Source organism: Kitasatospora arboriphila (assembly GCF_039528095.1).
GTDB classification, from domain to species: Bacteria; Actinomycetota; Actinomycetes; order Streptomycetales; family Streptomycetaceae; genus Kitasatospora; species Kitasatospora arboriphila.
Map to the genome: position 1 here is coordinate 36567 of NZ_BAAALD010000047.1, position 23803 is coordinate 60369.

Consider the following 23803-nt stretch of genomic DNA (forward strand, 5'->3'; position numbering starts at 1 on the left):
CACCGCGGCGGCCGGCCGCCGCGGTGCGACGATCGGTCCGCCGCCCGGCGTGTGGCCTTCCGCACGCGCCGGGCGCGTGCGGAATGACGGATGCACGTCGGGCGTTGGGATCCTCGACCGTACGCCCCCTCTCCGAAGGAGCACTCCGCCATGTCCGGCACCGTCACGATGTACAGCACGACCTGGTGCGGGTACTGCAACCGCCTCAAGAGCCAGCTTGAGCGCGAGGGCATTTCCTACACCGAGATCAACATCGAGCTGGACCCGGCCTCGGCGAGCTTCGTGGAGTCGGTGAACAACGGCAACCAGACCGTGCCGACCGTGCTGGTCGAGCCGAAGAGCGGCGGCGAGCAGGTCGTGATGACCAACCCGAGCCTGCGCCAGGTCCAGGCGGCGCTGGCCGGCTGACGGCGCACCGGAACGCACGGGCGCACCGCACACGCCCCGGCCCGGCCCCGGCGGCGACCTGCTGCCTGGGCCCGCGTTCCGGGCCGGCCGGACGTCCGGGCCTGTCGGGCCGCGTTCCGTCCGGACGTCCGGGCCGGTCAGGAGACGCCGGCCGCCGTGCGGGCGGGCGCCACCGAGCCGGCCTGCGCCGTGCCGAGTCCGTAGAGCAGCCGGCAGCGGTCGGCCGCGTAGCGGGTCTCGACCACCCGGACGGGCCCGCGGGTGTCGCTGGTGACGCGGGTCTGCACCAGCAGCGGCACCCCGGGGCCGACCTCGAACCAGGCGGCCTCCTCCGGCCCCGGCATCCGGGCCACCAGCCGGTCGGCGGCGGCGGACTCGCAGCGCCCGATCGCGGTGAGCACCGTCTCGTCCCCGCCGGGCACCGGCTCCGGCTCCATCAGCGGCGTCCCGGCGGCGAGGCCCGCCCGGTAGTGGCTCTCCTCGATCGAGTACGGCTCGCGGTCGGTGAGCCGCAGCTGCCGGCGGACGACCACGGCCTCCCCGGGCAGCATGCCGAGCAGTTCGGCGATGTCGGCGCGGGCGCGCACCACGAGCATCTCGAAGTCGCAGGTGAGCCGGCGGCCGGCGGCCAGGGCCTCCTCGGCGTAGACCTCGGAGGGGGCGGCCAGGCAGTCCTGGGGGCCGGCGGCCTGCCGCGGCGGCCCGAAGGCCCGGTGGTCCAGCATCGGCTGCTGCTTCAGGTAGGTGCCCTTGCCCTGGAGACGGACCAGCCGCCCCTCGTTGACCAGGACGTCGACCGCGAGGCGCACGGTGTTGCGGGCGACGCCGTAGTGGTGCTCCAACTCGGTCTCGACGGGCAGCTGCGCCCCGCCCTGCCATTCGCCGGCCTCGATCCGGCGGCGCAGGTCGGCGGCGAGGCGCTGGTACTTGGGGGCGGGCACACCGGCTCGGGGGATCGTCACACCGGTGAATGTAGTCAGCCGGGTTCCTGCATTTCAGGAAAACGGGCCAAGAACGCCATCCGGAGGTTTCGGCCGGGCGCGAACCGCGCACACGGGCGCACTCCGCCGCAGGTGGGCGCTGGTCCGAACGGCTTCGGTCGAACTCCGTACGGATATTGCCGCCGGAACGGAAGCCGGATGAAAGAAAATGGATTCCGAAGCAGAAAGGGGCGCGCGAACAATGTCCGCACGCCCCTTTCCGGGCAGTGACCCCGGCACGTCACCCGGGCACGTCACCCGGGCCCTCGCCCTACCAGCGGGCCGCCGCCGGCAGCGGCTCGCCGTACCAGAGCTCGACCAGGTGCCGGGCGATCGAGATCCCGGACGGCGGCAGGATCTCGCCCGCCGCCATGCCCGCCGCCAGCTCCTCGCGGGAGAACCAACGGGCCTCGGCGAGTTCCTCGCCGTCCACGGTGATCGCGGTGCCGGCCGGGTCGGCCCGGCCGACGAAGCCCAGCATCAGGCTGGACGGGAACGGCCAGGGCTGGCTCGCCACGTACTCGACGTCGGACACCCGCACGCCGGCCTCCTCGAAGACCTCGCGGGCGACCGCCTGCTCGATCGACTCGCCCGGCTCGACGAAGCCGGCCAGCGTGGACCAGCGGCCCTCCGGCCAGATCGCCTGACGCCCCAGCAGGCAGCGGTCCTGCTCGTCGGTGATCAGCATGATCACCGCCGGGTCGGTGCGCGGGTAGTGCTCGGCCGCGCAGGAGGTGCACCGGCGGACGTGCCCGGCGCCGGCCTTCTCGGTGCGGTGGCCGCAGCGCGAGCAGAAGCTGTGCAGCCGGTGCCAGTGCTCCAGGGCGACGGCGTGCACCAGCAGCCCGGCGTCCCGGTCCGAGAGCGAGGCGCCGACCTCGCGCAGCCCGGCCGGGCGGGCGTCGCCGTCCAGCCGGCCCGGCAGGCTCTCGCCGGCCAGCGCGAAGTAGGAGACGCCGTCCTCGTCGGTGCCGAGGTAGAAGCGGTCCCCGGTGTCCGGCGCCTCGAACGAGGGCATCAGGACGAGCTCGCTGCCGAGCTCGGTGTCGACCACGAAGGCCTCGCCGCCGGCGATCGGCAGCACCTTGGTGGTCGGGTGGCTCCAGGCCGCGGCCAGCCACGGCTCGTCGAACCGGTGGTGCGCGGCACGGTCCACCCCGGCGCGGGCCAGGGCGAGGTGCCTGGTGTCAGACGCGCTGCTCAACTCGGTCCATCCCCGTTCGAAGTCGCATCTTCCGGATCGTCGTCACCCGGCTCACGGCCGGGTCCCGGCCAGCTCGCCCCACAGGTACGCCGAGGTCTCGACGCCCTTGCGCAGCAGGTCCAGCTCCACCTTCTCGTTGACGGAGTGCCAGCCGTCCGAGGGCACCGAGATGCCCAGGAACAGCACCGGCGCCCCGAGCACGTCCTGCAGGTCCGCGGCGGGGCCGGAGCCGCCCTCCCGGGTGAACAGGACCTTCTGCTCGAAGGCCCGGCCCATGGCCCGGACGACCGCCTGCAGCGCCGGGTGGTCCAGCGGCGTCAGGCAGGGCCGGGTCGCGCCGGGGAACGCGATCTCGTAGCGGATGCCCTCCGGCACCTGCTCGGCCACCCAGGCGCGCACGGCCTCCCGGACCTTCTCCACCTCCTGGCCGGCGACCAGCCGGAAGGAGAGCTTGAGGTGGGCCTCGGACGGCACGATCGTCTTGCCGCCGGGCCCGGTGTAGCCGCCCCAGACGCCGTTGACCTCGGCCGTCGGACGGGCCCAGATCCGCTCCAGGGTGGAGTAGCCGGCCTCGCCCTGGGTGCCGTACGACTTGGCGACCCGCAGCCACTGCGCCTCGTCGAAGGGCAGCTCGGCGAAGAGCTCGCGCTCGCGGTCGGTCAGCTCGACCACGCCGTCGTAGAAGCCGGGGACGGCGACCCTGCGGTCCGCGTCGTGCAGGGCGGCGGCCAGCGAGGCGGCCACCTCGGCCGGGTTGGGCACGGCGCCGCCGAACGAGCCGGAGTGGATGTCGGTGTCCGGGCCGAAGAAGTCGATCTGACAGTCGGCCAGGCCGCGCATGCCGGTGCAGACGGTCGGCTGGGTCTCGGACCACATGCCGGTGTCCGAGATGACCACCACGTCGGCGGCGAGCCGCTCGGCCTCGCGGCGCACCAGGGCGGCGAAGTTCGGCGAGCCGGACTCCTCCTCGCCCTCGATCAGCAGCTTGAGGTTGACCGCGGGGGCGGTGCGGCCGGTGGCGGCGAGGTGGGCGCGCACCCCGAGGGTGTGGAAGAAGACCTGGCCCTTGTCGTCGGCCGCGCCGCGGGCGAACAGCCGCCGGCCGACCACGGTCGGGGTGAACGGCTCGGTCTCCCAGCCGTCCTCCTTCGTGGCCGGCTGCACGTCGTGGTGCCCGTAGATCAGCACGGTCGGCGCGGACGCGTCCCCGGAGGGCCACTCGGCGAACACCGCGGGCAGCCCGTCGGTCTCCCACACCTCGGCCACCGGGAAGCCGGTGCTGCGCAGCGCCCCGGCCAGCCACTCGGCCGAGCGGCGGACGTCGCCGGCCCGGTCCGGGTCGGCGGAGACGGAGGGGATGCTCAGCCAGTCGGAGAGTTCCCGCAGGAATGCGGGCTCGTGCTCGTCGATGTAGGAGCGGACGACGCTGTCCGGGGTTTTCGTCATACGGACGACTTTAGTTCGCCCGGACGGGTGCGCGCCCCGCCCCGGTGCAGCAGCCGCCCGTAACCTCGGTCACCTCCCGCGCCGGACGGGGCGGGAGGTGACCGGGGTGGGGGCGGGTCAGGCGGTGCGGCGGCCGAGCACCAGCCGGGAGCGGGTGAACAGCATCGCCAGCCCCACGGCCAGCAGCGGCAGGCCGACCAGGGTGACCGCGAGGTCCGTCCACGGGAAGGCGATCACGGCGTGGGCGGGCTTGATCATCCCGTACTGCGAGCTGTAGACCGCGGACGCCTCCATCTTGCGCAGGGCGACCGCCGGGATCACGCCGCAGACCGTGCCGAGCACGGTGCCCATCGCGGCGATCACCCCGCACTGGAAGCCGGACAGCCGGCGCCGGATGCCGCCGGTGGCACCGACCGCGGCCAGGGTGGCCAGGTCGCGCTGCGAGTCGGCGGCGGCGAGGCCGGTCGCGATGCCGGCGGCGCCGAGGGCGACCACGCCGGCGAAGCCGGTCAGGGCGAGCCCGGTGAGGGTCTGCTGCGAGCGGTAGCCGCGCTCGACCGTGACGGCGACGCCGTCGTCCAGCTTGGCCACCGCGGCGGACGCCTTCTGCTCCGCGCCGTCGGAGGGCGCCGCGGCCGGCCGCCAGACGCTGCCGGCCGGACGGGTGCTCAGGCCGAGCCGCTTGGCGGTCTCCGGGCTGACCAGCGCCTGGGCGGCCGGCGTCTCCGGCGCGGTGTAGACGGCGTCGACGGTGACGTGGTGCACGGTGGGCTTGCCGCTCGGCGCGGGGCTGAGGACGTCCTCCTTGGTCTCCGTCGGCTCCACCGTCAGGTCGAGGGTGATCTTCCCGTCCTTGATCAGCTTCCGGTCGAAGACCACCGCCCTGCCCTCGGCGAGCGCCTGCTCGGCGGCCGTGTCCCGCACGCCGAACATGTTGTGCAGCACGGTCGCGTCGCCGGCCGGGACGTAGCCGGCCATGCTGCCGTAGGTCGGCTCGTCGGCGCAGCGCCGGTCCTCGCGGAGGATCCGCTGGACCTCGTCGGTCGACATGCTGCCGCCTTCGACGTCCGGGTCCCGGACCGGGCAGCGCAGTTCCTTGGGGACGGACACCTCGACCCAGCCGCAGGACCGCTGCTGGCAGTTGCTGCCGTACTGGGTGGACAGCGGGTCGGCGCGCGGGCCGATGTCGGGGATGGACCGCTCGACGGCGGAGCGCAGGGCGGTCAGGTCGGCCGTGACGGTGCCCGGACCCTGGTCCGCCATCAGCCGGACGGACCCGGCGGGCAGTTCGGCCCGGTACTGCTGCCGCTGCTCCAGGTCGGAGCTGGCGGTGTAGATGCCGACCGCGACGGAGCCGGCGACCGCGGCCATCACGGCGGCGACGGCGGGGGCGGTGCGGCCGCGGTGGCGGACGGCGTCGCGCAGCGCGAGGCGGGGGCTGAGCGGCAGGTGGCGGCCGAGCCGGCCGAACAGGCCGACCAGCATCGGGGTGCAGGCGATCATGCCGAGTTCGGCGAGCGCCGATCCGCCGAGGGTGCCGAGGGTGCGGCCGGCGGCGCCGGTGAAGGTGCCGAGCAGGGCGAGCGCGGCACCGATGCCGACCACCACCAGGCCGACGACGGCGAGCTTGCGGCTCGGGGGCCGGACGGAGCCGCGGCCGGTGAGCGCCTCGACGACGTCCGTCCGGGCGGCCTGGAAGGCCGGGACGACCGCCGCGAGCAGGCCGGTGACCAGGCCGATCAGGGCGATGCAGAGCAGGTCCAGCGGCTGCAGGTCGAGGTGGCCGAAGCGCTGTCCGGCGGCCTCCTCCGCCCACGGGCGGAGCACCGCGACGGTGGCGACGGCGAGGACGACACCGACCACGGCGCCGGCCAGGCCGAGCACCAGGCCGCCGCCGAGCACCACGGCCCGGATGTGCGAGCGGTCTCCGCCGCCGGCGGCGAGCAGGCCGAGCTGGCGGCGCGAGCGGCGGGCGCCGACCGCGAAGGCGGGGCCGGCGAGCAGCACGATCTCCAGCAGCGCCATGCCGACGACGGTGCCGACGACGACCAGGCCGACCGTGTCGACGCCCCCGAAGCCGTGCTGGTCCATGTCGACGTAGTAGGGCACCTGGGCGCGCGGCGGCGGGTCCATGAGCACGGTGCGCGACGTCAGCCCGAGGCCGTACTTGTTGAGCTCCAGGACCTTCGGCCAGTCGAGGACGGCGCCGTGCGGCAGCTTGACGAGCCAGCGGTCGCCGCCGAAGCGGTCGCTCCGGTCGGCACCGCGGTTGGCGGCGTGCAGCGGGGCGACGAGCTCGCCCGGGCGGCCGATCAGGGTGACGGCCCCGAGCTCGCCGGGGAACTCGGCGACGGCGGTGATGTGGAAGGGCGTGCCGTCCAGGCCGTGCAGCACGGTGCGGTCGCCGACGTGCAGCCCGGACTTGTCGAGGAAGGTGCGGGTGGCGGCGATCTCGTGCGCGCCGCTCGGGGCCCGGCCCTCGACGACGTTCAGCCGGCCGCGCCAGATCGGGTCGGTCAGGTCGGCCTCGGTGGTGTCGACGCCGAGGCGGCCCTCCTTGCTGGTGGCGGAGGCGTTCTCGCCCGTCGGGAAGGGGACGAGCACGGTGCCCGGCGGCAGCAGTTCCCCGGCGAGGACCGCGGGATCGGTCTTCGCGCTGCGGACCTGCTCGGCGGTGGGCTTCTTGCCCTCCTCCACCGGGGCGCCCCAGCCGCCCTCCTCGGCGTTCGGCGGCTGGAGCACGATCGTGCCGCGGCCGAAGGAGTGCAGCAGTCCGTCGGCGGTGCCCATCACGCGGACGGCCTGCTCGCCGGGCTCCAGCTCGCCGCTGCGGTACATCACGTCGGCACCGGCCACGCCGAGCACCGGCAGGGCGATCATGGCGAGGACGAGGGCGCTGCGGCCCTTGGCCCGCATGGCGTCGCGGCGGGCTATCCGCATCGCGGCCCGCCAGGAACGGAGGCTCACTCGCCCGGCCCCTTCACGCTGTTGGTGGCGGCGGCGACCAGCAGGCTCGCCGCGTCGCGGCTGACGCTCTGGTCGACCAGCCGGCCGTCGCGCAGGAAGACCACGCGGTCCGCCCAGGCGGCGTGCCGGGCCTCGTGGGTGACCATCATGGCGGCGGCGCCGGCGTCGCAGCGGGCGCGCAGCACGGCGAGGACGGCCTCGCCGGTGGTGGAGTCGAGGGCGCCGGTGGGCTCGTCGGCGAGGACGAGGCGGCGATCGCCGATCAGGGCGCGGGCGATGGCGACGCGCTGCTGCTGGCCGCCGGACATGTCGTCGGGGAAGCGGTCGGCGAGCTCGGGGATGCCGAGCTCCTCCAGTGCGGCGAGCGCCTCGCGGCGGGCCGTCCGGCCGGAGACGCCGTCGAGCTCGCGCGGGAGGGAGATGTTCTCGGCGGCGGTGAGCGCCGGGATCAGGTTGTAGTCCTGGAAGACGTACCCGACCGAACGGCGCCGGACCTGGGCCTGCTGCTTGCGGGAGAGCTCGCCGAGCACGGCGCCCTCGACCAGCACGCGACCGGAGGTGGGGCTGTCCAGTCCGCCGGCCAGGGTCAGCAGGGTGGACTTGCCGGAGCCGGAGGGGCCCATCACGGCGACCAGCTCGCCGGGGTGGACGACCAGTTCGACGCCGCGCAGGGCGTGCACCTCGGCGGCGCCGTGGCCGTGCACGCGGCTGACCTGGTCGAGGTGCAGCACGGGCGGCCGCGGTTCGGTGTGGGTGGTGCTCATGCTTCCCCCTGCTGTGGTGGGTCAGATGCGGGACCGGCGCGACCGGCCCGTGGTGGTGGCGGGCGGCGCGGGTGCGGGCGCCGGGACGGATCGGGAGGCGTGCTGGGCGAGACGGCTCTCGCAGTGGTCCAGCCAGCGGATCTCCGCCTCGGTCTGGAAGATCAGCTGCTCCAGGACGAGCAGCCAGGCGAGGTCGTTCTGCTGCTCGCCCGCGGTGAGCGCCTGGGCCTTGAGCCGGGTGTAGTCCTGCAGCGCCTTCATGCTGTGTCGGCGCTGGGACTGCACCACGGCCTGGACGTCGACGCCGGGGACGCCGACGGCCATCGCCAGCTTGATCGCGAGTTCGTCGCGGGGCGGATTGGTCCGGGGCACCGGGGAGTCGAACCACTGGCGCAGTTCCGTGCGTCCTGCCTCGGTGACGGCGTAGAAGAGGTGGCCCTCGTCGTCCTCTCCGGCGGGCTCCACGAGCCCGTCGCGCTCCAGGCGCCCCAGCGTGGTGTACACCTGGCCGACGTTCAGCGGCCAGGTCGCACCGGTGCGGGCCTCGAACTCGGAGCGCAGCTGGTAGCCGTACCGGGGGCCCTGGTCGAGGAGGGCGAGGAGACCATGACGGATCGACATACCGAGTATGTATACCCGGTATGCCCCGGAGCCTCAAGCCCCGCCGCCCCGACCGGGCGGTCCGGGGCCGGACAGCGGGTACGGTCGGGGATGTGAGCCAGCTGCGCATCGCCACCTTCAACCTGCTCCACGGTCAGCCGCTCGCCGTCGACGGGGCGCCGCTGCCCTACCCGGCCGAGCCCGGCGCCCCGCTCGGCGACGCGATCGCCGAACTCGACGCGGACGTCCTCGCCCTGCAGGAGGTCGACCGCCACCAGGAGCGCTCCGGCCTGGTCGACCAGGCCGCCGTCGCCGCCAAGGCGATGGGCGCCGCCGACTGGCGCTTCGCCGCCGCCCTGCACGGCCGACCCGCACCGCTGGCCGGCTGGCTGACCGACCCGGCGATGACCTCGCTGCAGGTCTACGGCCCCGCCGAGGTGGACACCGCCACCGGCCTGCCCTCCTACGGCACCGCCCTGCTGACCCGCCTTCCGGTCCGGCACTGGCGGGCCCGCCGGTTCGCCCCGGCACCGTTCGGCCTGCCGCTGCGGGTCGCCGGACGCCGCGGGCTGACCCCCGTCCCGGACGAGCCGCGGGCCGCGCTGGCCGCCGTGCTCGAGGGCCGGCACGGGCCGTTCACCGTGGTCGCCGCGCACCTGTCCTTCGTGCCCGGCTGGAACGTCTCGCAGCTGGCCGCGATCCGCCGCTGGATCGCCGACCTGCCCCGGCCCTACCTGGTGCTCGGCGACTTCAACCTGATCGGGGCCGTCCCGCGGACGGTGCTCGGCGGGGCCGCCGCACTGGACCGCACCACCGCCCGGGAACGGGTCCGCGAGGCCCGGGCCGCCCGCCGCACCCGGCTCGAACAGGACGGCGGCCGGCGGCGCCGGGTCCGCGAGCCGCGGCCCCGCCCGCAGGGCTGGTACGACCTGGCGCGCACCCCCACCTACCCGTCCCACAAGCCGGCCGTGCAGTTCGACCACGTCCTCGCCGTCGGCGTCCCCCGCACCGCCGTCGGCCCCGCCGCAGCCCCCCGCACCACCGTCTCCGACCACCGCCCCCTCGTCGTCGAGGTCGACCTGTAGAAGGCACCAGCACCTCAGGGGTGCTGCCCCCTGGGGTACTAGACCCGCCCCGAGCCCTTGGCGAGCATGGGGCGGCCGCCCTGGACGGGGAGGTGCGGGCCGACCGGCTCGTACTGGAGGAGGAGCATCGCCGCGTCGTCCCCGAGCTTGTGCCCGACGTGCCGCACCACGTCCTGGTGCACGTTCCGCAGCACCTCGACCGGGCACCCGGTCGCGCAGTGCGGCAGCCGGTCGGTGAGCGGGTAGAACGCTCCGCCGCCGTCCCGGGCCTCGATCACGCCGTCGGTGTAGAGCAGCACCCGGTCGCCGGGCCGCAGCGGCAGCCGCTGCACGGGCGGCCGGACGTCCGCCGGGTCGAGCACGCCGAGCGGCGGGACGGGTTCGGCGGGCTCCAGCAGGGCGACGCCCTCGCCGGCGCGCAGCAGGACGGGTGCGGGGTGTCCGCAGTTGACGACCTCCGCGGTGCCGTCGGAGCGGATCCCGATCAGCACGAGGGTGACGAACTCCTCCTCGATGCCGGGGTGGTCGTTCTCGTGCAGGGCGCGGTCGAGGCTGACGGCGAGCCAGCCGGCGACCCGGTCCAGCGAGGCCTCCTGGTGGGCGGCCTCGCGGAAGGCGCCGAGCACCGCGGCGGCGGTCTCCACGGCGGCGAGGCCCTTGCCGCGGACGTCGCCGACCACCGCGCGCACCCCGTGCCGGGTGTTGACCACCTCGTAGAGGTCGCCGCCGATCGACGCGTGCGCGTGCGCCGCCGCGTAGTGCACGGCGGCGCGGACGCTGCCGACCCGGTCGGGGACGGGCCGCAGCAGCACCCGGCGGGCGATCTCGGCGACGAGCTGGGCCTCGGCGAGGGCGAGCTCCTGGCGGAGCCTCAGCGTGGTGGAGACCCAGCCGATGCCGGCGACCAGGGCGATCGCGAAGACGGTCGCGCTGTGCACCGACTCGCCGAGCACGTCGTTGTAGCCGGCCATCAGGAAGGCGGCCAGCTCGGTCAGCACGCCGATGAGCAGCGGGTACCAGGTGCGCCGGCTGACGACGGCGGCGAGCGCCGGGACGGCGGTGAGCGCGGGCTCGACCGTCACCTCGGTGTTGCTGAAGAAGTCCAGGGAGACCACCAGCGCCATGCCGATGAACGGCAGCGCCAGTGCGGTTCTCGGCCAGGTGCCCGTCACCGTGCCTGGGTCTGCCCCCGGGGTGGGCCCCGCGAGCCGGTCTCTGATCCATCCGGTCGCGCTCAACGTCGGTCTCTCCAGCAGAAGGTGGCCGGTGCCAGGGGACACCTGCGGTGATGACGGAGGGTCAGGGGGCTGTGGCCCCCGTATGCGGCCGGAGTACGGGGTTGACCGGTTACCGACCCCACAATAGGTGCGAAAAGTGCACAGTGCACAGATTTCGCACGATCCCGTGACGGCTTGAATGCTCTGCGTGACTCATTCTTCACTATTCCCGATCAGGAGCCTGGTCAACTCTTTTCGGTCAGGAAGTCCTGCGGGTCTGACGACCCGGCCGCTGCGGACGTACAGGAACGCCGCACTGACCTGCTCCGGCTCGACGCCCGCCCGCTCGGCCCAGGCCAGCCGGTAGATGGCGAGCTGCAGGGGGTCCGCGGTCTCCTCGCGGTGGGTCTTCCAGTCGACCACTTCGTAGCGCCAGGGGTGCGGTGACCCTGAGCCACCGTCACGCTCCCGGTAGACCGCGTCGATCCGGCCGCGCACCACGCGTCCCGCCAGCAGCAGCTGGAACGGCGCCTCGATCCGGTACGGCACCCGGTCCGCGTACGGGCTGCGCAGGAACGCCTCCTTGAGCCCGGCGAGGTCGCGCTCGTCCTCGATGCCGTCCTCGTCGGCGCCGGGCAGCGCGTCCGGCTCCAGGAGCAGCAGTTCCTCGGTCTCGAAGCGGGACTGCACCCAGCTGTGGAAGCGCGTGCCGCGGCGGGCGGCCGGCTGCGGCGGCCGGGGCATCGGCCGGGCGAGCTCCCTGGCGAAGCCGTCCGGGTCGGCGGCCAGCCGCATCACCTGCGAGGCCGAGAGCGAGGCGGGCAGCGGCACTTCGCGCACGGAGCGCCTGGCCCGGGCCAGCTCGCCGAGCAGTGCGTCCAGGTCCCGGTCCCAGGAGGCGACGAGCCGGGCGTCCTCCGGGGCCATCTCCTCGGGCTCGGCCGGCGGCACCCCGGCGAGCCGGTGCCGGACGACCTCGGCCACCCGGCGGCGGGCCCGCTGGGCGGCCGCGTCCAGCGGCAGCGGCCAGGGCGTCTCCAGCGAGCGGGCCAGCGCCGGGTTCTCCGCCTCCGGCAGGGGCTCCTCCGCCCACGCCTCGACCTCGCCGTTGCCCGGCGACGCGCAGTGCTCGCGCAGCTCGACCAGGAAGTCCGACGGGCCGCGGCGGCGCTTCTGGTTCGGCCCCCACCAGTGCCCGGAGGCGAGCAGCAGCTCCCGGGGGCGGGTGAAGGCGACGTAGCCGAGCCGCAGCTCCTCCACCGCCGAGTGGTGGGCCATCTCCTTCTTGAACAGACCCATGCCCTTGGCCGTCCACGGCGGGTCGCCGGGCAGCGTGTCGGCGTCGCCGCGCAGTGCGTGCGGCAGCACCCGGCGGGTGCTCGTCCAGCGCTCGCGGCCCTGGCCGGACGGGAAGCCGCCCTTCACCAGGCCCGGCACCGCGACGACGTCCCACTCCAGGCCCTTGGACTTGTGCGCGGTCAGCACCTTCACGGTGTCCTCGCCGCCGGGCAGCCCGGCGTCCAGCCCCCGCTCGTACTCCTGCGCCGCCCGCAGGAAGGCCAGGAAGGCGGAGAGCCCCGGGTCGCCGTCCAGGTCGGCGAAGCCGGCCGCGATGTCCAGGAAGCCATGCAGCGTCTCCCGGCGGCGGGCGGCCAGCGCGTGCGGCGAGGCCGACAGCTCGACCTCCAGGCCGGTCACCGCGAGGACCCGGTGCAGCACGTCCATCAGCGGCTCGGCCAGCGCCCGCCGCAGCTCCCGGACCTCCCGCGCCAGCCGGGCGAACCGCACCCGGGCCTCCGGCGAGAACGGCAGCTCGTCGGGCTGCTCCGCCTCCAGGAAGGTCTCCAGCGCGTCGGCCAGCGACACCACCTCGGTCGGGTCGGTGCCCGCCACCGCCGCGGCCAGCGCATCGCCCTGCAGCCGCTCGGTGCGCACCAGCTCGGCGGCGCGGCGGCCCAGCAGCGCCAGGTCGCGGGGGCCGATCCGCCAGCGCGGACCGATCAGCAGCCGCACCAGCGCGGCGTTCGCCGTCGGGTCCTGCAGCACCTCGCAGACCGCCACCAGGTCCGCCACCTCGGGCAGCTGCAGCAGCCCGCCGAGGCCCACCACCTCGACCGGCACCTCCCGGGCCACCAGCGCCGCGTGCACGTCGGGGAAGGCCGCACCGCCCCGGCAGAGCACCGCGATCCGGCCGGGCGCCGTCCCGGTGCGCACCAGGTGCGCGATCCGGTCGGCCAGCCAGTCGATCTCCTCGGCGTGCGTCGGCAGCAGCGCGCAGCGCACGAAGCCGTCCGCCTCAGCCCCCGGGGCCGGGCGCAGCGCCTCCACGCCCTCGTGCATGGCCCGCAGGTCGGCCGCCAGGTGGTTGGCGAAGGCCAGCAGCCGGCCGCCGCTGCGGCGGTTCTCGCTCAGCGCGTAGCGGGCCGAGGCGGTGCCGTCCTCGCGCGGGAAGTGCACCGGGAAGTCGTCCAGGTTGGCCACCGAGGCGCCGCGCCAGCCGTAGATCGCCTGGCAGGGGTCGCCGACCGCGGTCACCGGGTGGCCGCTGCCGCCGCCGTCCGCGCCGAACAGGCCGGCCAGCATCAGCCGCTGCGCCACCGAGGTGTCCTGGTACTCGTCGAGCAGCACCACCCGGTACTGCTCGCGCAGCAGCCGGCCCACCTCCGGGCGCTCCTGCGCCAGCCGGGCCGAGGCGGCTATCTGGTCGCCGAAGTCCATCAGGCCGCCGGCCCGCTTGCGGCGCCGGTAGTCCTCCACCAGGTGCAGCAGCTCCTGGCGGGCCCGGGCGGCCTTCGGGACGGCCCGCAGGTCCTCGTTGGTCAGCTTCGCCGTCGCCAGGCCGTCCAGCAGCTCCTCGTCCCAGGCGCGCAGCCGCTCGGGCTGCACCAGGTGCTCGGCGAGTTCGGAGTCCAGCGCGATCAGGTCGGCGACCAGCGCCGAGAAGGTGCCGGTGAGCGCCGGGAACGGGCCTCGGGCGGAACGCAGCACCTTGGCCGCCAGCTGGAAGCGGGTCGCGTCCGCGAGCAGCCGGACGTCCGGCTCTATGCCCAGGCGCAGGCCGTGCTCCTTCAGCAGCCGGCCGGCGAAGGCGTGGTACGTCGAGATCTCCGGCTCGCCGAGGGACTCGGTGTCGTCCGGGTCGAGGACGCGGGCGCGGAGGAGGGCGGTGCGGACGCGCTCCGCGAGCTCACCGGCCGCCTTGTTGGTGAAGGTCAGGCCGAGCACCTGCTCCGGCGCGACCGCCCCCGAGCCGACCAGCCACACCACCCGGGCGGCCATCACCGTCGTCTTGCCGGAGCCCGCGCCGGCCACGATCACGGCGGGCTCCAGCGGGGCACCGATGGCCTGCATCTGCTCGGCGTTGAACGGAATGCCGAGCAGTTCCTTCAACTGGCCGGGGTCGTCGAGCACGGAACGCACCCCCCAACGCTAACCGGCCCCGCCGACATCCCGTACCGGCGCTCGGGGAGCAGCACCCTGAGTGGTCACCCCGACCAGGGGCTGCGCAGTTCCGCCCCCGGCTCAGTCGATCAGTTGGCGGCCGTCGCGTTGGGCGGAGCAGCTGCTGCGGAAGGCGCAGCGGCCGCAGCCGTCCCCCTGGGTGGGGACGAAGCGTTCGGCGAGGACGCGGCCGGCGGCGTCGGCGAGCAGGTTCTCGATCCAGGGTTCGCCGTCGGGCGGGGCCTGCTGCTGGACCTTGGGGGCTTCCTTGTCGGTCTTGCCGGGCTCGCGGAGGTGGACGAGTTCGGCCCCGCCGGAGGCGATCCCCTCGGGGACGCCGGGCAGCCCGTCGAGGGCGCCGTTGCGGACGGCGAGCTGGTAGACGGCGAGCTGCTTGTGCTCGGGGAGGGACTTCTCGGTGGGGATCTGCTTGCCGGTCTTGAAGTCGACGACGTAGGCGCGGCCGCCGGCGTCCTGCTCGATGCGGTCCATGGAGCCGCGGATGCGGACGGCGACGCCGCCGACGGTGAGGGTGAGGTCGAAGCCGTGTTCGGTGGCGACGGTGGTGCGGCCGCGTTCGAGGACGTGCCAGTGCAGGAAGCGTTCGAGGGCGGCCCGGGCCTCGGTCTTCTCCTGGTGGGACTTCCAGGGGGCGTCGAAGGCGAGGGCGTCCCAGACGGTGTCGAGGCGTTCCATGAGGACGGCGAGGTCGGCGGGGGTGCGGCCGGAGCCGACCTCGTCGGCGAGGGCGTGCAGGACGTTGCCGAAGCCCTGGGCGGCGCTGGCGGTGCCGGCGGCCCGGACGTCCTTGTCGAGGAACCACTGGAGGGCGCAGCTGTCGAGTTGTTCGAGGCCGCTGCCGGAGAGCCGGACGGGGGTGTCCGGGGAGCGCAGCGGGTCGGGGGCGGCGGTCTGGTCGTGCAGGCCCCACCAGCGGTCGGGGTGGGCGGCGGGGACGAGCGGGGCGCCGTCCTCGTCGGTGGCCTCGGCGAGCCGGGCTAGGCGTTCGGCGGCGGCGCGGCGCAGCGCGGGCGGGCGGGCCGGGTCGACGGTGACGGCCCGGAGTTCGGCGACGAGTGCGGCGACGGCCAGCGGGCGGCGCGGGCGGTGGGTGATGTCGGCGACGGTGACCTGCGGGGTGCGGGAGCGGACCTTGCCGGTGCGCGGGTCGAGCTCCTCGCGGTAGAGCTCGCGCAGGAAGCGGGAGGGTTCGTCGCCGTCCTCGGCGGGGGCCTTGACGGCGGTGACGATCAGCCGGTCCTTGGCGCGGGTGGCGGCGGTGTAGAAGAGGCGGCGTTCCTCGCCGAGGAGGGCGGCCGGGGAGAGCGGTTCGGCGAGGCCGTCGCGGCCGATCCGGTCGGCCTCCAGCAGGGAGCCGCGGCGGCGGAGGTCGGGCCACAGGCCCTCTTGGACGCCGGCGACGACGACGAGGCGCCACTCCAGGCCCTTGGAGCGGTGGGCGGTCATCAGCCGGACGGCCTCGGGGCGGACGGTGCGCACGGTGAGGGTGTCGGCGGCGATGTCCTGGGCCTCCAGTTCGGCCAGGAACTCGGGGGCGCTGCGGTGGCCGGCGGCCTGGTCCTCGGCGCGGGCGGCGGTCTCGAAGAGCGCGCAGATCGCGTCGAGGTCGCGGTCGGCGTTGCGGGCGGCGGCGCCGCCGCGCAGGGCGGCCCGTTCCAGGCGTTCGCGCCAGCGGCGGCTGCCGTCCCAGAGCAGCCAGAGGGCCTCCTCGGCGCTGCCGCCGCCGGCGAGCAGTTCGCGGACCTTGCGCAGCAGGGTGCCGAGGTCGCGGGCGCGGCGGGCGGCGGCCGGCTCCATGGCGACGAGCCGCTCGGGCTCGACGAGGGCCTCGCGGAGGAGTTCCTCGGCGGGGCGGACGGCGGCCTGCTCGCCGCTGTCGCGGAGGGCGGCGCGTTCCTCCTCGCGCAGGGCGCGGCCGAGCCGGCGCAGGTCGGAGCCGTCGAGGCCGCCGAGCGGGCCGGTGAGCAGGGTGTGGGCGAGGTCGGGGGTGAGCCGGTCGAGGGGGTCGGCGCAGGTGCGCAGGGCGAGCAGCAGCGGGGCGACGGCGGGTTCCTCGCGCAGCGGCAGGTCGTCGCCGTCGATCTCCAGGGGCACGCCGGCGGCGGAGAGGGCGCGCCGGACGCCGGGGATGGAGCGGGCGCCGGCCCGGACCAGGACGGCCATCTCGCCCCAGGGGACGCCGTCCTCCAGGTGGGCGCGGCGCAGCAGGTCGGCGACGGAGTCGAGTTCGGCGCCCGGGGTCGGGTAGGTGTAGACCTCGACCCGGCCGCCCTCGCGGGAGGGCAGCAGGGCGCGGTGCTGGGCGAGTTTGTCGGCGGGCAGCCGGCCCATCGGCATCCGGCGGGCGAGTTCGCGGGTGGCGGCGAGCAGGACGGCGCCGGAGCGGCGGGAGACCCGCAGCACCTTGACCTCGGCGGGCCGGCCGTCGGCCTGCCGGAAGGTCCCCGGGAAGTCGAGGATGCCGTTGATGTCGGCGCCGCGGAAGGCGTAGATCGACTGGTCGGGGTCGCCGACCGCGACGAGGTCGCGGCCGCCGCCGGCGAGCCGGCGCAGCAGCCGCACCTGGGAGGGGTCGGTGTCCTGGTACTCGTCCACGAAGACGACGTCGTAGCGGGCGGCGAGCTGCTCGGCGGCCTCGGGGCGTTCGGCGAGCAGGACGGCGCGGTGGACGAGTTCGGCGTAGTCGAGGACGCCGCGCAGGTCGAGGACGTCGAGGTAGTCGGCGAGGAAGTGGGCGGCGGCGGCCCAGTCGGGCCGCTGGACGCCCTCGGCGAAGCGGGCCAGTTCGTCCTCGCCGAGGCCGAGCTCGCGGCTGCGGGCGAGCACGGCGCGGACCTCGTCGGCGAAGCCGCGGGTGGTGAGGCAGGCGCGCAGGTCGAGCGGCCAGGAGATGCGGCCGGTGCCGTCGCGGGCGTCCTCGGCGCCGCCGGCGAGCAGTTCGCGGACCATGACGTCCTGCTCGGGGCCGGAGAGCAGGCGCAGCGGTTCGGCGGCGTCCTCCTGCTCCTGGTGCTCGCGGAGCAGGGCATAGCAGAAGGAGTGGAAGGTGGTGGCCTGCGGGGCGGCTCCGGCGGCGCCGATCCGGGCGGTCATCCGGTCGCGGAGCTCCATGGCCGCCTTGCGGCTGAAGGTGAGGACGAGGATGCGGTCGGGGTCGGTGCCGGCGGCGATCCGCCGGGCGACCGCCTCGACCAGGGTGGTGGTCTTGCCGGTGCCCGGTCCGGCGAGGACCAGCAGCGGCCCGCCGGCATGCTCGGCCACCGCCCGCTGGAACTCGTCCAGGGCGGGCGGGGCGGGCTGTGCGAGCGGGCTGCGCACCAGGCGGAAAGGGGAGGTCACTGCGGTCCAGGCGGTCGTGCGGCGGAGCTTCGGTTCTGCGGCCGGTCGGACGGGCGGTCCTGCCGGCGGCCGTGCGGGTGTCGGGCCGGCGGGGGGTGTCGGGGACGGGGGCGGCCCCACCGAGCCTACGATCCTGCACCGACATGCCCCGCCCGCGCACCCGGTTCGGCGGATCCGGCGGCGCGGGTCAGCCGCCGTCCCAGCGGGCACGCCGCAGGTCGACCCGGGGTTCGCCGCCGACCTCGCGCAGCGGGGTGCCCTCGGCCCGGTACTCGGGCAGGGCGCGGTGCTCGTGGCCGGGCAGCGGCCGGCCGTCCGCCCGGATCACCCGCCACCAGGGCACTCCGCCGCCGTACAGTGACATGACCCGGCCCACCTGGCGCGGGCCGCCCTGGCCGAGGTACTCGGCGACGTCCCCGTACGTCATGACCCGGCCGGGCGGGATGCGCTCGGTGAGGTCGAGCACGGCCTCGGCGAACGGCGGCAGCGCACCGTCGTCGGAGGTGGTGTCGTACTGCTGCGGCATTTCTCCCCATCCGGTCGATTCCTGGGCCCCCTGCGGGCGATCCGCCGCGCCCGATCGGGCCCCTGTCCCACGCGAGGAGCCGCGGCATGGCAGCATCTTCGGGGCAGTGCGTGGGGATACGAGGACGAGACCAGATGACCGGGACGGCAGACGTGAACGTGGACAAGGGCTCCGACGAGTCCGCCACCGACCGGTCTGCGGGGCCCGAACCCGAACCGCCGACAGTCTCGCCGCAGCGGCAGGCGCCGGGCAAGGACGGGCACGACGACGCGCAGGACGGCCACGGGACGGGGGGTGGGACGACCGCGTCCGAGGAGCCGACCGGCGAACACCTGGCCGTCGACGAGCCGCTGCTCGCCGCCCGCGCCCACCGCCCGTCCGACCTGCTGCGCTTCATGGCCGGCGTGCTCGGCATCATCGCGGTCTTCGTGCTCGCCCAGGTCGCCGTGTCGACCACCACCGGCATCGAGACGGACATCTCGTCCAACGCCGACAAGGTGCCCGGCATGCTGTCGACCGTCGCGGCGCTGGGCTCCAGCGTGGCGGTGCTCGCGGTGCCGCTGGCCTTCGCGGTCGAGCGGCTGATCAAGCGGGACGGCCTGCGGGTCGCCGACGGCGTGCTCGCCTCGGTGCTGGCCTACGGCGTCTCGCTGGGCATCGACTGGTGGGTCGCGGCGGGCGCGCCGCAGGCGATCCGGGACGCCCTGACCCAGGTGCCGCCCGGCGGCACCGAGACGCTCACCGACCCGGTGCACGGCTACCTGGCGCCGGTGATCGCCTACATGACGGCCGTCGGCATGTCGAGCCGGCCGCGCTGGCGGGTGGCGCTGTGGGTGGTGGTCGTCCTCAGCGGCGCCACCGAGCTGATCAGCGGCTACACCACCCCGCTGTCGCTGCTGCTCACCGTGCTCATCGGCTGGTCGGTGGCGTACGGCACGCTGTACGCGATCGGTTCGCCGAACATCCGGCCCACCGGCAAGCACCTGATGATCGGCCTGCGGAAGGTCGGCTTCACCCCGTCCGGCGCGCACCGCGCCCCCGACGCCCCGGGCGAGACCCGCCGCTACCTGGTCACCCAGTACGAGGGCGCGCTGCTGGACGTCCACATCATCGACCGCGAGCAGCAGGCCTCCGGCTTCTTCTACCGGGCGTGGCGGCGGATAAGGCTGCGTTCGGTGGCGGTGCGCCGCAGCCCGCAGTCGCTGCGCCAGGCGCTGGAGCAGGAGGCGCTGATCGCCTACGCGGCGGCCGCCTCGGGCGCCCGTGCCCCGCAGCTGGTCGCCACCTCCGAGCTCGGCCCGGACGCCGCGATCCTGGTCTACGAGAACGTGGCCGGCCGCACCCTCGACGAGCTCGCCGACGACGAGATCACCGACGACCTGATGGCCTCGCTCTGGGAGTCCGTCGCCGCGCTCCACGAGCGCCGGATCGCGCACCGCCGCCTCACCGGCGAGTCCCTGCTGGTCGTCGACGAGAAGACCGGCTGCCTGGTGAACCTCTCCGGCGGCGACATCGCGGCCGGCGACCTGACGCTGCGGATCGACATCGCCCAGCTGCTCACCACCTTCGCGCTGCGGGTCGGCCCGGAGCGCTCGGTGGACGTCGCCAACCGGGTGCTCGGCGCGGACCGGGTCGCCTCCGCGCTGCCGCTGCTGCAGCCGGTCGGACTGAGCCGCTCGACCCGGATCGACCTGCAGCGGATGACCAAGGAGCGCAAGGCCGCCGCGCAGGCGCTCGCCCTGGAGCAGGTGGCCGCCGGCGAGCGCACCCAGGAGCAGGCCGAGGAGGACATCGCGGCGGCCGGCGAGGACCTGCTCAGCCGGATCCGCCGGCAGATCCTGCAGATCGCCCCGGAGGCCCCGCTCGCCCCGGCCAGGCTGGAACGGCTCAAGCCGAAGACCCTGATCATGGTCATCGCGCTGACCTTCGCCGCCTACCTGGCGCTGACCACGATCCAGCCGGGCCAGCTCAAGCTCTCCCAGATGGACTGGGGCTGGGCCGCCCTCGCGCTGGCCGCCGCCGCCGCGACCTACGGCGCCGCGGCGATGAGCCTCACCGGCTTCGTCCCGGAGCGGCTGCCCTTCGGGCGGACGGTCGCCGCCCAGCTCGCCGGCTCCTTCGTGAAGCTGGTCGCGCCCGCCGCCATCGGCGGCATCGCGCTCAACACCCGTTACCTGCAGAAGGCCGGGATCCGCTCCGGGCAGGCGGTCGCCAGCGTCGGCGCCTCCCAGCTGGCCGGCCTCGGCGGGCACCTGCTGCTGCTGTTCAGCTTCGGCCTGATCACCGGGACGCAGAAGAACGGCGACCTCGGCGCCTCCCGGGCGGTGATCATCGGCGTGCTGTCGGCGGCGGTGCTCGCCCTGGTGGTGGCGGCCGTGGCGCCGCTGCGCCGCTTCGTGGTGACCCGGGTCCGCTCGCTGTTCTTCGGCGTGGTGCCGCGGATGCTCGACCTGATGCAGACGCCGTCCAAGCTGATCACCGGCTTCGGCGGCATCCTGCTGCTGACCCTGTCGTTCACCGCCTGCCTGTACGCCTCGGTACGGGCCTTCGGCGGTGAGATGAGCTACTCGGCGGTCGCCGTGGTCTTCCTGACCGCGAACGCGGCCGGATCGGCGATCCCCACCCCGGGCGGCATCGGCCCGGTCGAGATCGCCCTGATCGGTGCGCTGACGGTCGGCAACGTGCCGCCGTCGGCCGCCACCCCCGCGGTCTTCCTGTACCGCCTGCTGACCTTCTGGCTGCCGGTGCTGCCGGGCTGGATCTCGTACAACGTGCTGCAGCGCAGGGGCGCGCTGTAACGGCCCCCGACGTGCGGAAGGGCCCGCCCGGCGTGCTGCCGGGCGGGCCCTTCCGTCGGTCCGGACTAGTAGACCGGCTTCTCGGGCTCGATCTGGTTGACCCAGCCGATCACGCCGCCGCCCAGGTGGACGGCGTCGGAGAAGCCCGCCGACTTGAGGACGGCCAGCACCTCGGCCGAGCGGACGCCCGTCTTGCAGTGCAGCACGATCTTCTTGTCCTGCGGCATCCGCTCCAGCGCGGTGCCCATCAGGAACTCGCCCTTGGGGATCAGCGTCGCGCCGGGGATGTTGACGATCTCGTACTCGTTGGGCTCGCGGACGTCGACCAGGAAGATGTTCTCCTCGTCGTCCAGCCACTCCTTGAGCTGCTTGGAGGTGATGGTGGAGCCCGCGGCCGCCGCCTGGGCCTCCTCCGACACGACGCCGCAGAAGGCCTCGTAGTCGATCAGCTCGGTGACGGTCGGGTCGTCGCCGCAGAGTGCGCAGTTCGGGTCCTTGCGGACCTTCACCGAGCGGTACTGCATCTCCAGGGCGTCGTAGATCATCAGCCGGCCGACCAGCGGCTCGCCGACACCGGCGAGCAGCTTGATGGCCTCGGTGACCTGGATCGAGCCGATCGAGGCGCAGAGCACGCCCAGCACGCCGCCCTCGGCGCAGGAGGGGACCATGCCCGGCGGCGGGGCCTCCGGGTAGAGGCAGCGGTAGCAGGGGCCGTGCTCGGCCCAGAACACGCTGGCCTGGCCGTCGAAGCGGTAGATCGAGCCCCAGACGTACGGCTTGCCGAGCAGCACCGCGGCGTCGTTCACCAGGTAGCGGGTGGCGAAGTTGTCGGTGCCGTCCACGATCAGGTCGTAGCCGGAGAAGATCTCCATGACGTTGGAGTTGTCGAGCCGGTCCTCGTGCAGGATCACGTCGACGTAGGGGTTGATCTCCTTGACCGAGTCACGGGCGGACTCGGCCTTGGAGCGGCCCACGTCGGACTGGCCGTGGATGATCTGGCGCTGCAGGTTCGACTCGTCCACCGTGTCGAACTCGACGATGCCGAGGGTGCCGACACCCGCCGCGGCCAGGTACATCAGGGCGGGCGAACCGAGGCCGCCCGCGCCGACGCAGAGCACCTTGGCGTTCTTCAGCCGCTTCTGCCCGTCCATGCCCACGTCGGGGATGATCAGGTGGCGGGAGTACCGGCGGACCTCGTCGACGGTGAGCTCGGCGGCCGGCTCGACCAGGGGTGGCAGCGACACGGGGACTCCGATGGTCGTCAGTTCATAAGGCTTTGCTGTGCCAACAGTGTCACGTGCCACTGCTATTCCGAGACAGCAGGTCCGTCATGTGAGATGGCCGACACCGGATGCCGAGACTGCCCCGTTCTCCCGCGATGCCGCTGGTCACACGGCATCCGGTAGCCTCCGGACGGTTCAGACCCGGCAGGCGGTTTCCAGCCAGACGTCGCCCAGGGACTCCTCCAGCGGCACCTGCGTCCGCCATCCGAGACGGTCGCGCGCCGTCCGGACGTCCGCCTGGCGCCACGGCACCGGCTCCGGCAGCGGCCGCGGCTCGCCCACCCGGTGGTGCTCCCCGCCCTGGCTCGGCACCAGCGCCGGCCGGCCGTCCTCGGCCACGATCCCCTCGAAACCCGAGGCCCGGACGAGCAGGTGCGCCGCGTCCCGGGCCCGCACCGCGTGCCCGCTGCCGATGTTGATCACCCCGGTGGCCGCCGAGACCGCGGCCGCCTGGACGGCCCGCGCGACGTCCCGGACGTCGACGAAATCCCGGTATCCGGACAGGTCCGGCATCCGCACCTGCAGCTCGTCGTGGACGAGCGCCCGCCGCAGGCCGTCCGCCAGCCGTCCGAACAGCGAGGCCGGCGGCGCGCCCGGGCCCACCACGTCGAAGACCCGCAGCACCGCGGCGTCCAGCCCGGAGGCCAGCACCAGCTCGGTGCCGGCCAGCTTGGACACCCCGTACGGCCCGACCGGCCGGGGCTCGGTGCCCTCGCCGATCGGCGCGCCCGGCTGCATGGGCCCGTACTCGGCGGCCGAGCCGATGTGCACCAGCCGGGCGGGCTCGCGGCTGCGCCGGATCGCCTCGCAGACGGTGGCCACCGCCAGGGTGTTGGAGCGGATCAGCGTCCGCGAGCTGCCGTAGGTGGCGCCCGCGCAGTTGATCACCACCTGCGGGGCGACCGCGTCCAGGAACCGGGACAGCGCACCCGGGCTGCCCGCGGTCAGGTCGAACCGGATGTCGGCCGAGTCCCGCCGGCCGAGCACGGTGACCTGCAGGTCGGGCTCGGTGAGCAGGCGGTCGGCGACCCGGCGGCCGATGAAGCCGTCGGCGCCCAGCAGCAGCACCCTCATCGGGGGTGTCCTTCCACGAGGCCCGGCCGCGGGGCCGGGCGGACTACGGAATGCGTACGGATTGCGTGGGTGGCGGCCCGTCAGTCCTCCGGCGGGCCGCCCGAGGACTCCGTGCAGCCGGTCCGCGGATCGGCGAGGACCAGCCAGGTGTACGGCGCCAGCAGCGCCGTCGCCGCGGCGCACACCACCGGCGGCGGCACCGGCCCGGCGGCCGCGAGCAGCGCCAGCACGACGCCGACCGCGGCCGGGGCGGCCACCGCCACCGCCGTCCGGCCGCTGCGCAGCAGCACCGCGGCGAGCAGCAGCAGGGCGGCCAGCAGCGCCTGCACCGGCCCCGGGGCGGGCGGCACGGCCGCGGCCCGGGGGAGCACGGCGGGGGGAGGACCCGGGGCGGGCGGCGAGCAGCAGCAGGACGCCCAGCAGGGCCTGCACCGGCCCGGCGGCGGCCGGCACGTCCGCGGCGAGGGGCAGCACGGCGGCGGCCGTACCCGCGACGGCGAGCTGGACGACGGCCGCGACCGGCAGCAGCGGCCGCATCCGGGCCCGGTACTCGGCCAACGTCGGTGCGGAGGCGAAGTGCCGGCGGGCCGCGTCGCGCAGCCGCCGGGTGGCGAGGTCGGCGGGGACGGCGGCGAGCGCGGGCAGGGCGG

The 23803-nt window shown here is 74.8% G+C and carries 16 protein-coding genes; 3 read left to right on the plus strand and 13 right to left on the minus strand.

Features of this window, described 5'->3' with window-relative positions; genetic code table 11:
- Positions 1-150: 150 nt before the first annotated feature.
- The gene (locus ABD353_RS23205; RefSeq protein WP_030274906.1) at positions 151-408 is read left to right on the plus strand and encodes a mycoredoxin; all 258 of its coding nucleotides are present in this window, start codon (positions 151-153) and stop codon (positions 406-408) included.
- A gap of 137 nt (positions 409-545) precedes the next feature.
- Here the strand turns inward: ABD353_RS23205 and ABD353_RS23210 are convergent, their stop codons facing one another.
- From ABD353_RS23210 to ABD353_RS23235, 6 genes are all read right to left on the minus strand, one after another.
- A complete protein-coding gene (locus tag ABD353_RS23210; RefSeq protein WP_344625576.1) occupies positions 546-1370 on the minus strand; it encodes a GntR family transcriptional regulator in 825 nt (274 codons plus the stop codon).
- Positions 1371-1659: 289 nt separating this feature from the next.
- Positions 1660-2592, minus strand: coding sequence for an NAD(+) diphosphatase (gene nudC / locus ABD353_RS23215; RefSeq protein WP_344625577.1), 933 nt, complete (start codon positions 2590-2592; stop codon positions 1660-1662).
- Positions 2593-2643: 51 nt separating this feature from the next.
- On the minus strand, positions 2644-4038 hold the full coding sequence (locus tag ABD353_RS23220) for a dipeptidase (protein WP_344625578.1): 1395 nt from the start codon (positions 4036-4038) through the stop codon (positions 2644-2646).
- A 117-nt stretch (positions 4039-4155) separates the two neighbouring features.
- Positions 4156-7005 (minus strand): FtsX-like permease family protein, encoded by a 2850-nt coding sequence (locus ABD353_RS23225; protein WP_344625579.1) that lies wholly within the window; start codon positions 7003-7005, stop codon positions 4156-4158.
- Positions 7002-7769, minus strand: coding sequence for an ABC transporter ATP-binding protein (locus ABD353_RS23230; RefSeq protein ID WP_344625580.1), 768 nt, complete (start codon positions 7767-7769; stop codon positions 7002-7004). Before ABD353_RS23230 ends, ABD353_RS23225 begins: the two co-directional genes overlap by 4 nt.
- A 21-nt stretch (positions 7770-7790) precedes the next feature.
- Positions 7791-8390, minus strand: coding sequence for a PadR family transcriptional regulator (locus tag ABD353_RS23235; RefSeq protein WP_344625581.1), 600 nt, complete (start codon positions 8388-8390; stop codon positions 7791-7793).
- A 92-nt stretch (positions 8391-8482) separates the two neighbouring features.
- Between ABD353_RS23235 and ABD353_RS23240 the strand changes: the two genes are divergently transcribed.
- The gene (locus ABD353_RS23240) at positions 8483-9454 is read left to right on the plus strand and encodes an endonuclease/exonuclease/phosphatase family protein (protein WP_344625582.1); all 972 of its coding nucleotides are present in this window, start codon (positions 8483-8485) and stop codon (positions 9452-9454) included.
- A 38-nt stretch (positions 9455-9492) separates the two neighbouring features.
- Here the strand turns inward: ABD353_RS23240 and ABD353_RS23245 are convergent, their stop codons facing one another.
- The 4 genes from ABD353_RS23245 to ABD353_RS23260 all read right to left on the minus strand — a co-directional run bounded on the left by ABD353_RS23245 (position 9493) and on the right by ABD353_RS23260 (position 17998).
- On the minus strand, positions 9493-10626 hold the full coding sequence (locus tag ABD353_RS23245) for a PP2C family protein-serine/threonine phosphatase (protein ID WP_344625583.1): 1134 nt from the start codon (positions 10624-10626) through the stop codon (positions 9493-9495).
- A gap of 258 nt (positions 10627-10884) precedes the next feature.
- A complete protein-coding gene (locus tag ABD353_RS23250) occupies positions 10885-14091 on the minus strand; it encodes an ATP-dependent helicase (RefSeq protein ID WP_344625584.1) in 3207 nt (1068 codons plus the stop codon).
- A 102-nt stretch (positions 14092-14193) separates the two neighbouring features.
- Entirely contained in the window at positions 14194-17472 is a 3279-nt protein-coding gene (locus tag ABD353_RS23255; protein ID WP_344625585.1) for an ATP-dependent helicase, read from the minus strand.
- 187 nt (positions 17473-17659) lie between these two features.
- Positions 17660-17998 (minus strand): MGMT family protein, encoded by a 339-nt coding sequence (locus tag ABD353_RS23260; RefSeq protein WP_344625586.1) that lies wholly within the window; start codon positions 17996-17998, stop codon positions 17660-17662.
- 134 nt (positions 17999-18132) lie between these two features.
- On the opposite strand from ABD353_RS23260, the gene ABD353_RS23265 reads away from it, so the two are divergent.
- The gene (locus tag ABD353_RS23265; protein WP_344625587.1) at positions 18133-20796 is read left to right on the plus strand and encodes a flippase-like domain-containing protein; all 2664 of its coding nucleotides are present in this window, start codon (positions 18133-18135) and stop codon (positions 20794-20796) included.
- A 65-nt stretch (positions 20797-20861) separates the two neighbouring features.
- Here the strand turns inward: ABD353_RS23265 and moeZ are convergent, their stop codons facing one another.
- The 3 genes from moeZ to ABD353_RS23280 form a co-directional block, all read right to left on the minus strand.
- Positions 20862-22040, minus strand: coding sequence for an adenylyltransferase/sulfurtransferase MoeZ (gene moeZ, locus ABD353_RS23270; RefSeq protein ID WP_344625588.1), 1179 nt, complete (start codon positions 22038-22040; stop codon positions 20862-20864).
- 174 nt (positions 22041-22214) lie between these two features.
- The gene (locus ABD353_RS23275; RefSeq protein ID WP_263103764.1) at positions 22215-23153 is read right to left on the minus strand and encodes an NAD-dependent epimerase/dehydratase family protein; all 939 of its coding nucleotides are present in this window, start codon (positions 23151-23153) and stop codon (positions 22215-22217) included.
- Positions 23154-23233: 80 nt separating this feature from the next.
- The gene (locus ABD353_RS23280; RefSeq protein WP_344625589.1) at positions 23234-23524 is read right to left on the minus strand and encodes a hypothetical protein; all 291 of its coding nucleotides are present in this window, start codon (positions 23522-23524) and stop codon (positions 23234-23236) included.
- Between the last annotated feature and the right edge of the window lie 279 nt (positions 23525-23803).

Bases quoted from the DNA above. Each gene is read 5' to 3' on its own strand.
- ABD353_RS23275 (WP_263103764.1), bottom strand. From the start codon at position 23,153: ATGAGGGTGCTGCTGCTGGGCGCCGACGGCTTCATCGGCCGCCGGGTC.
- ABD353_RS23235 (WP_344625581.1), bottom strand. From the start codon at position 8,390: ATGTCGATCCGTCATGGTCTCCTCGCCCTCCTCGACCAGGGCCCCCGG.
- ABD353_RS23230 (WP_344625580.1), bottom strand. From the start codon at position 7,769: ATGAGCACCACCCACACCGAACCGCGGCCGCCCGTGCTGCACCTCGAC.
- ABD353_RS23220 (WP_344625578.1), bottom strand. From the start codon at position 4,038: ATGACGAAAACCCCGGACAGCGTCGTCCGCTCCTACATCGACGAGCAC.
- ABD353_RS23205 (WP_030274906.1), top strand. From the start codon at position 151: ATGTCCGGCACCGTCACGATGTACAGCACGACCTGGTGCGGGTACTGC.
- ABD353_RS23260 (WP_344625586.1), bottom strand. From the start codon at position 17,998: ATGCCGCAGCAGTACGACACCACCTCCGACGACGGTGCGCTGCCGCCG.
- ABD353_RS23265 (WP_344625587.1), top strand. From the start codon at position 18,133: ATGACCGGGACGGCAGACGTGAACGTGGACAAGGGCTCCGACGAGTCC.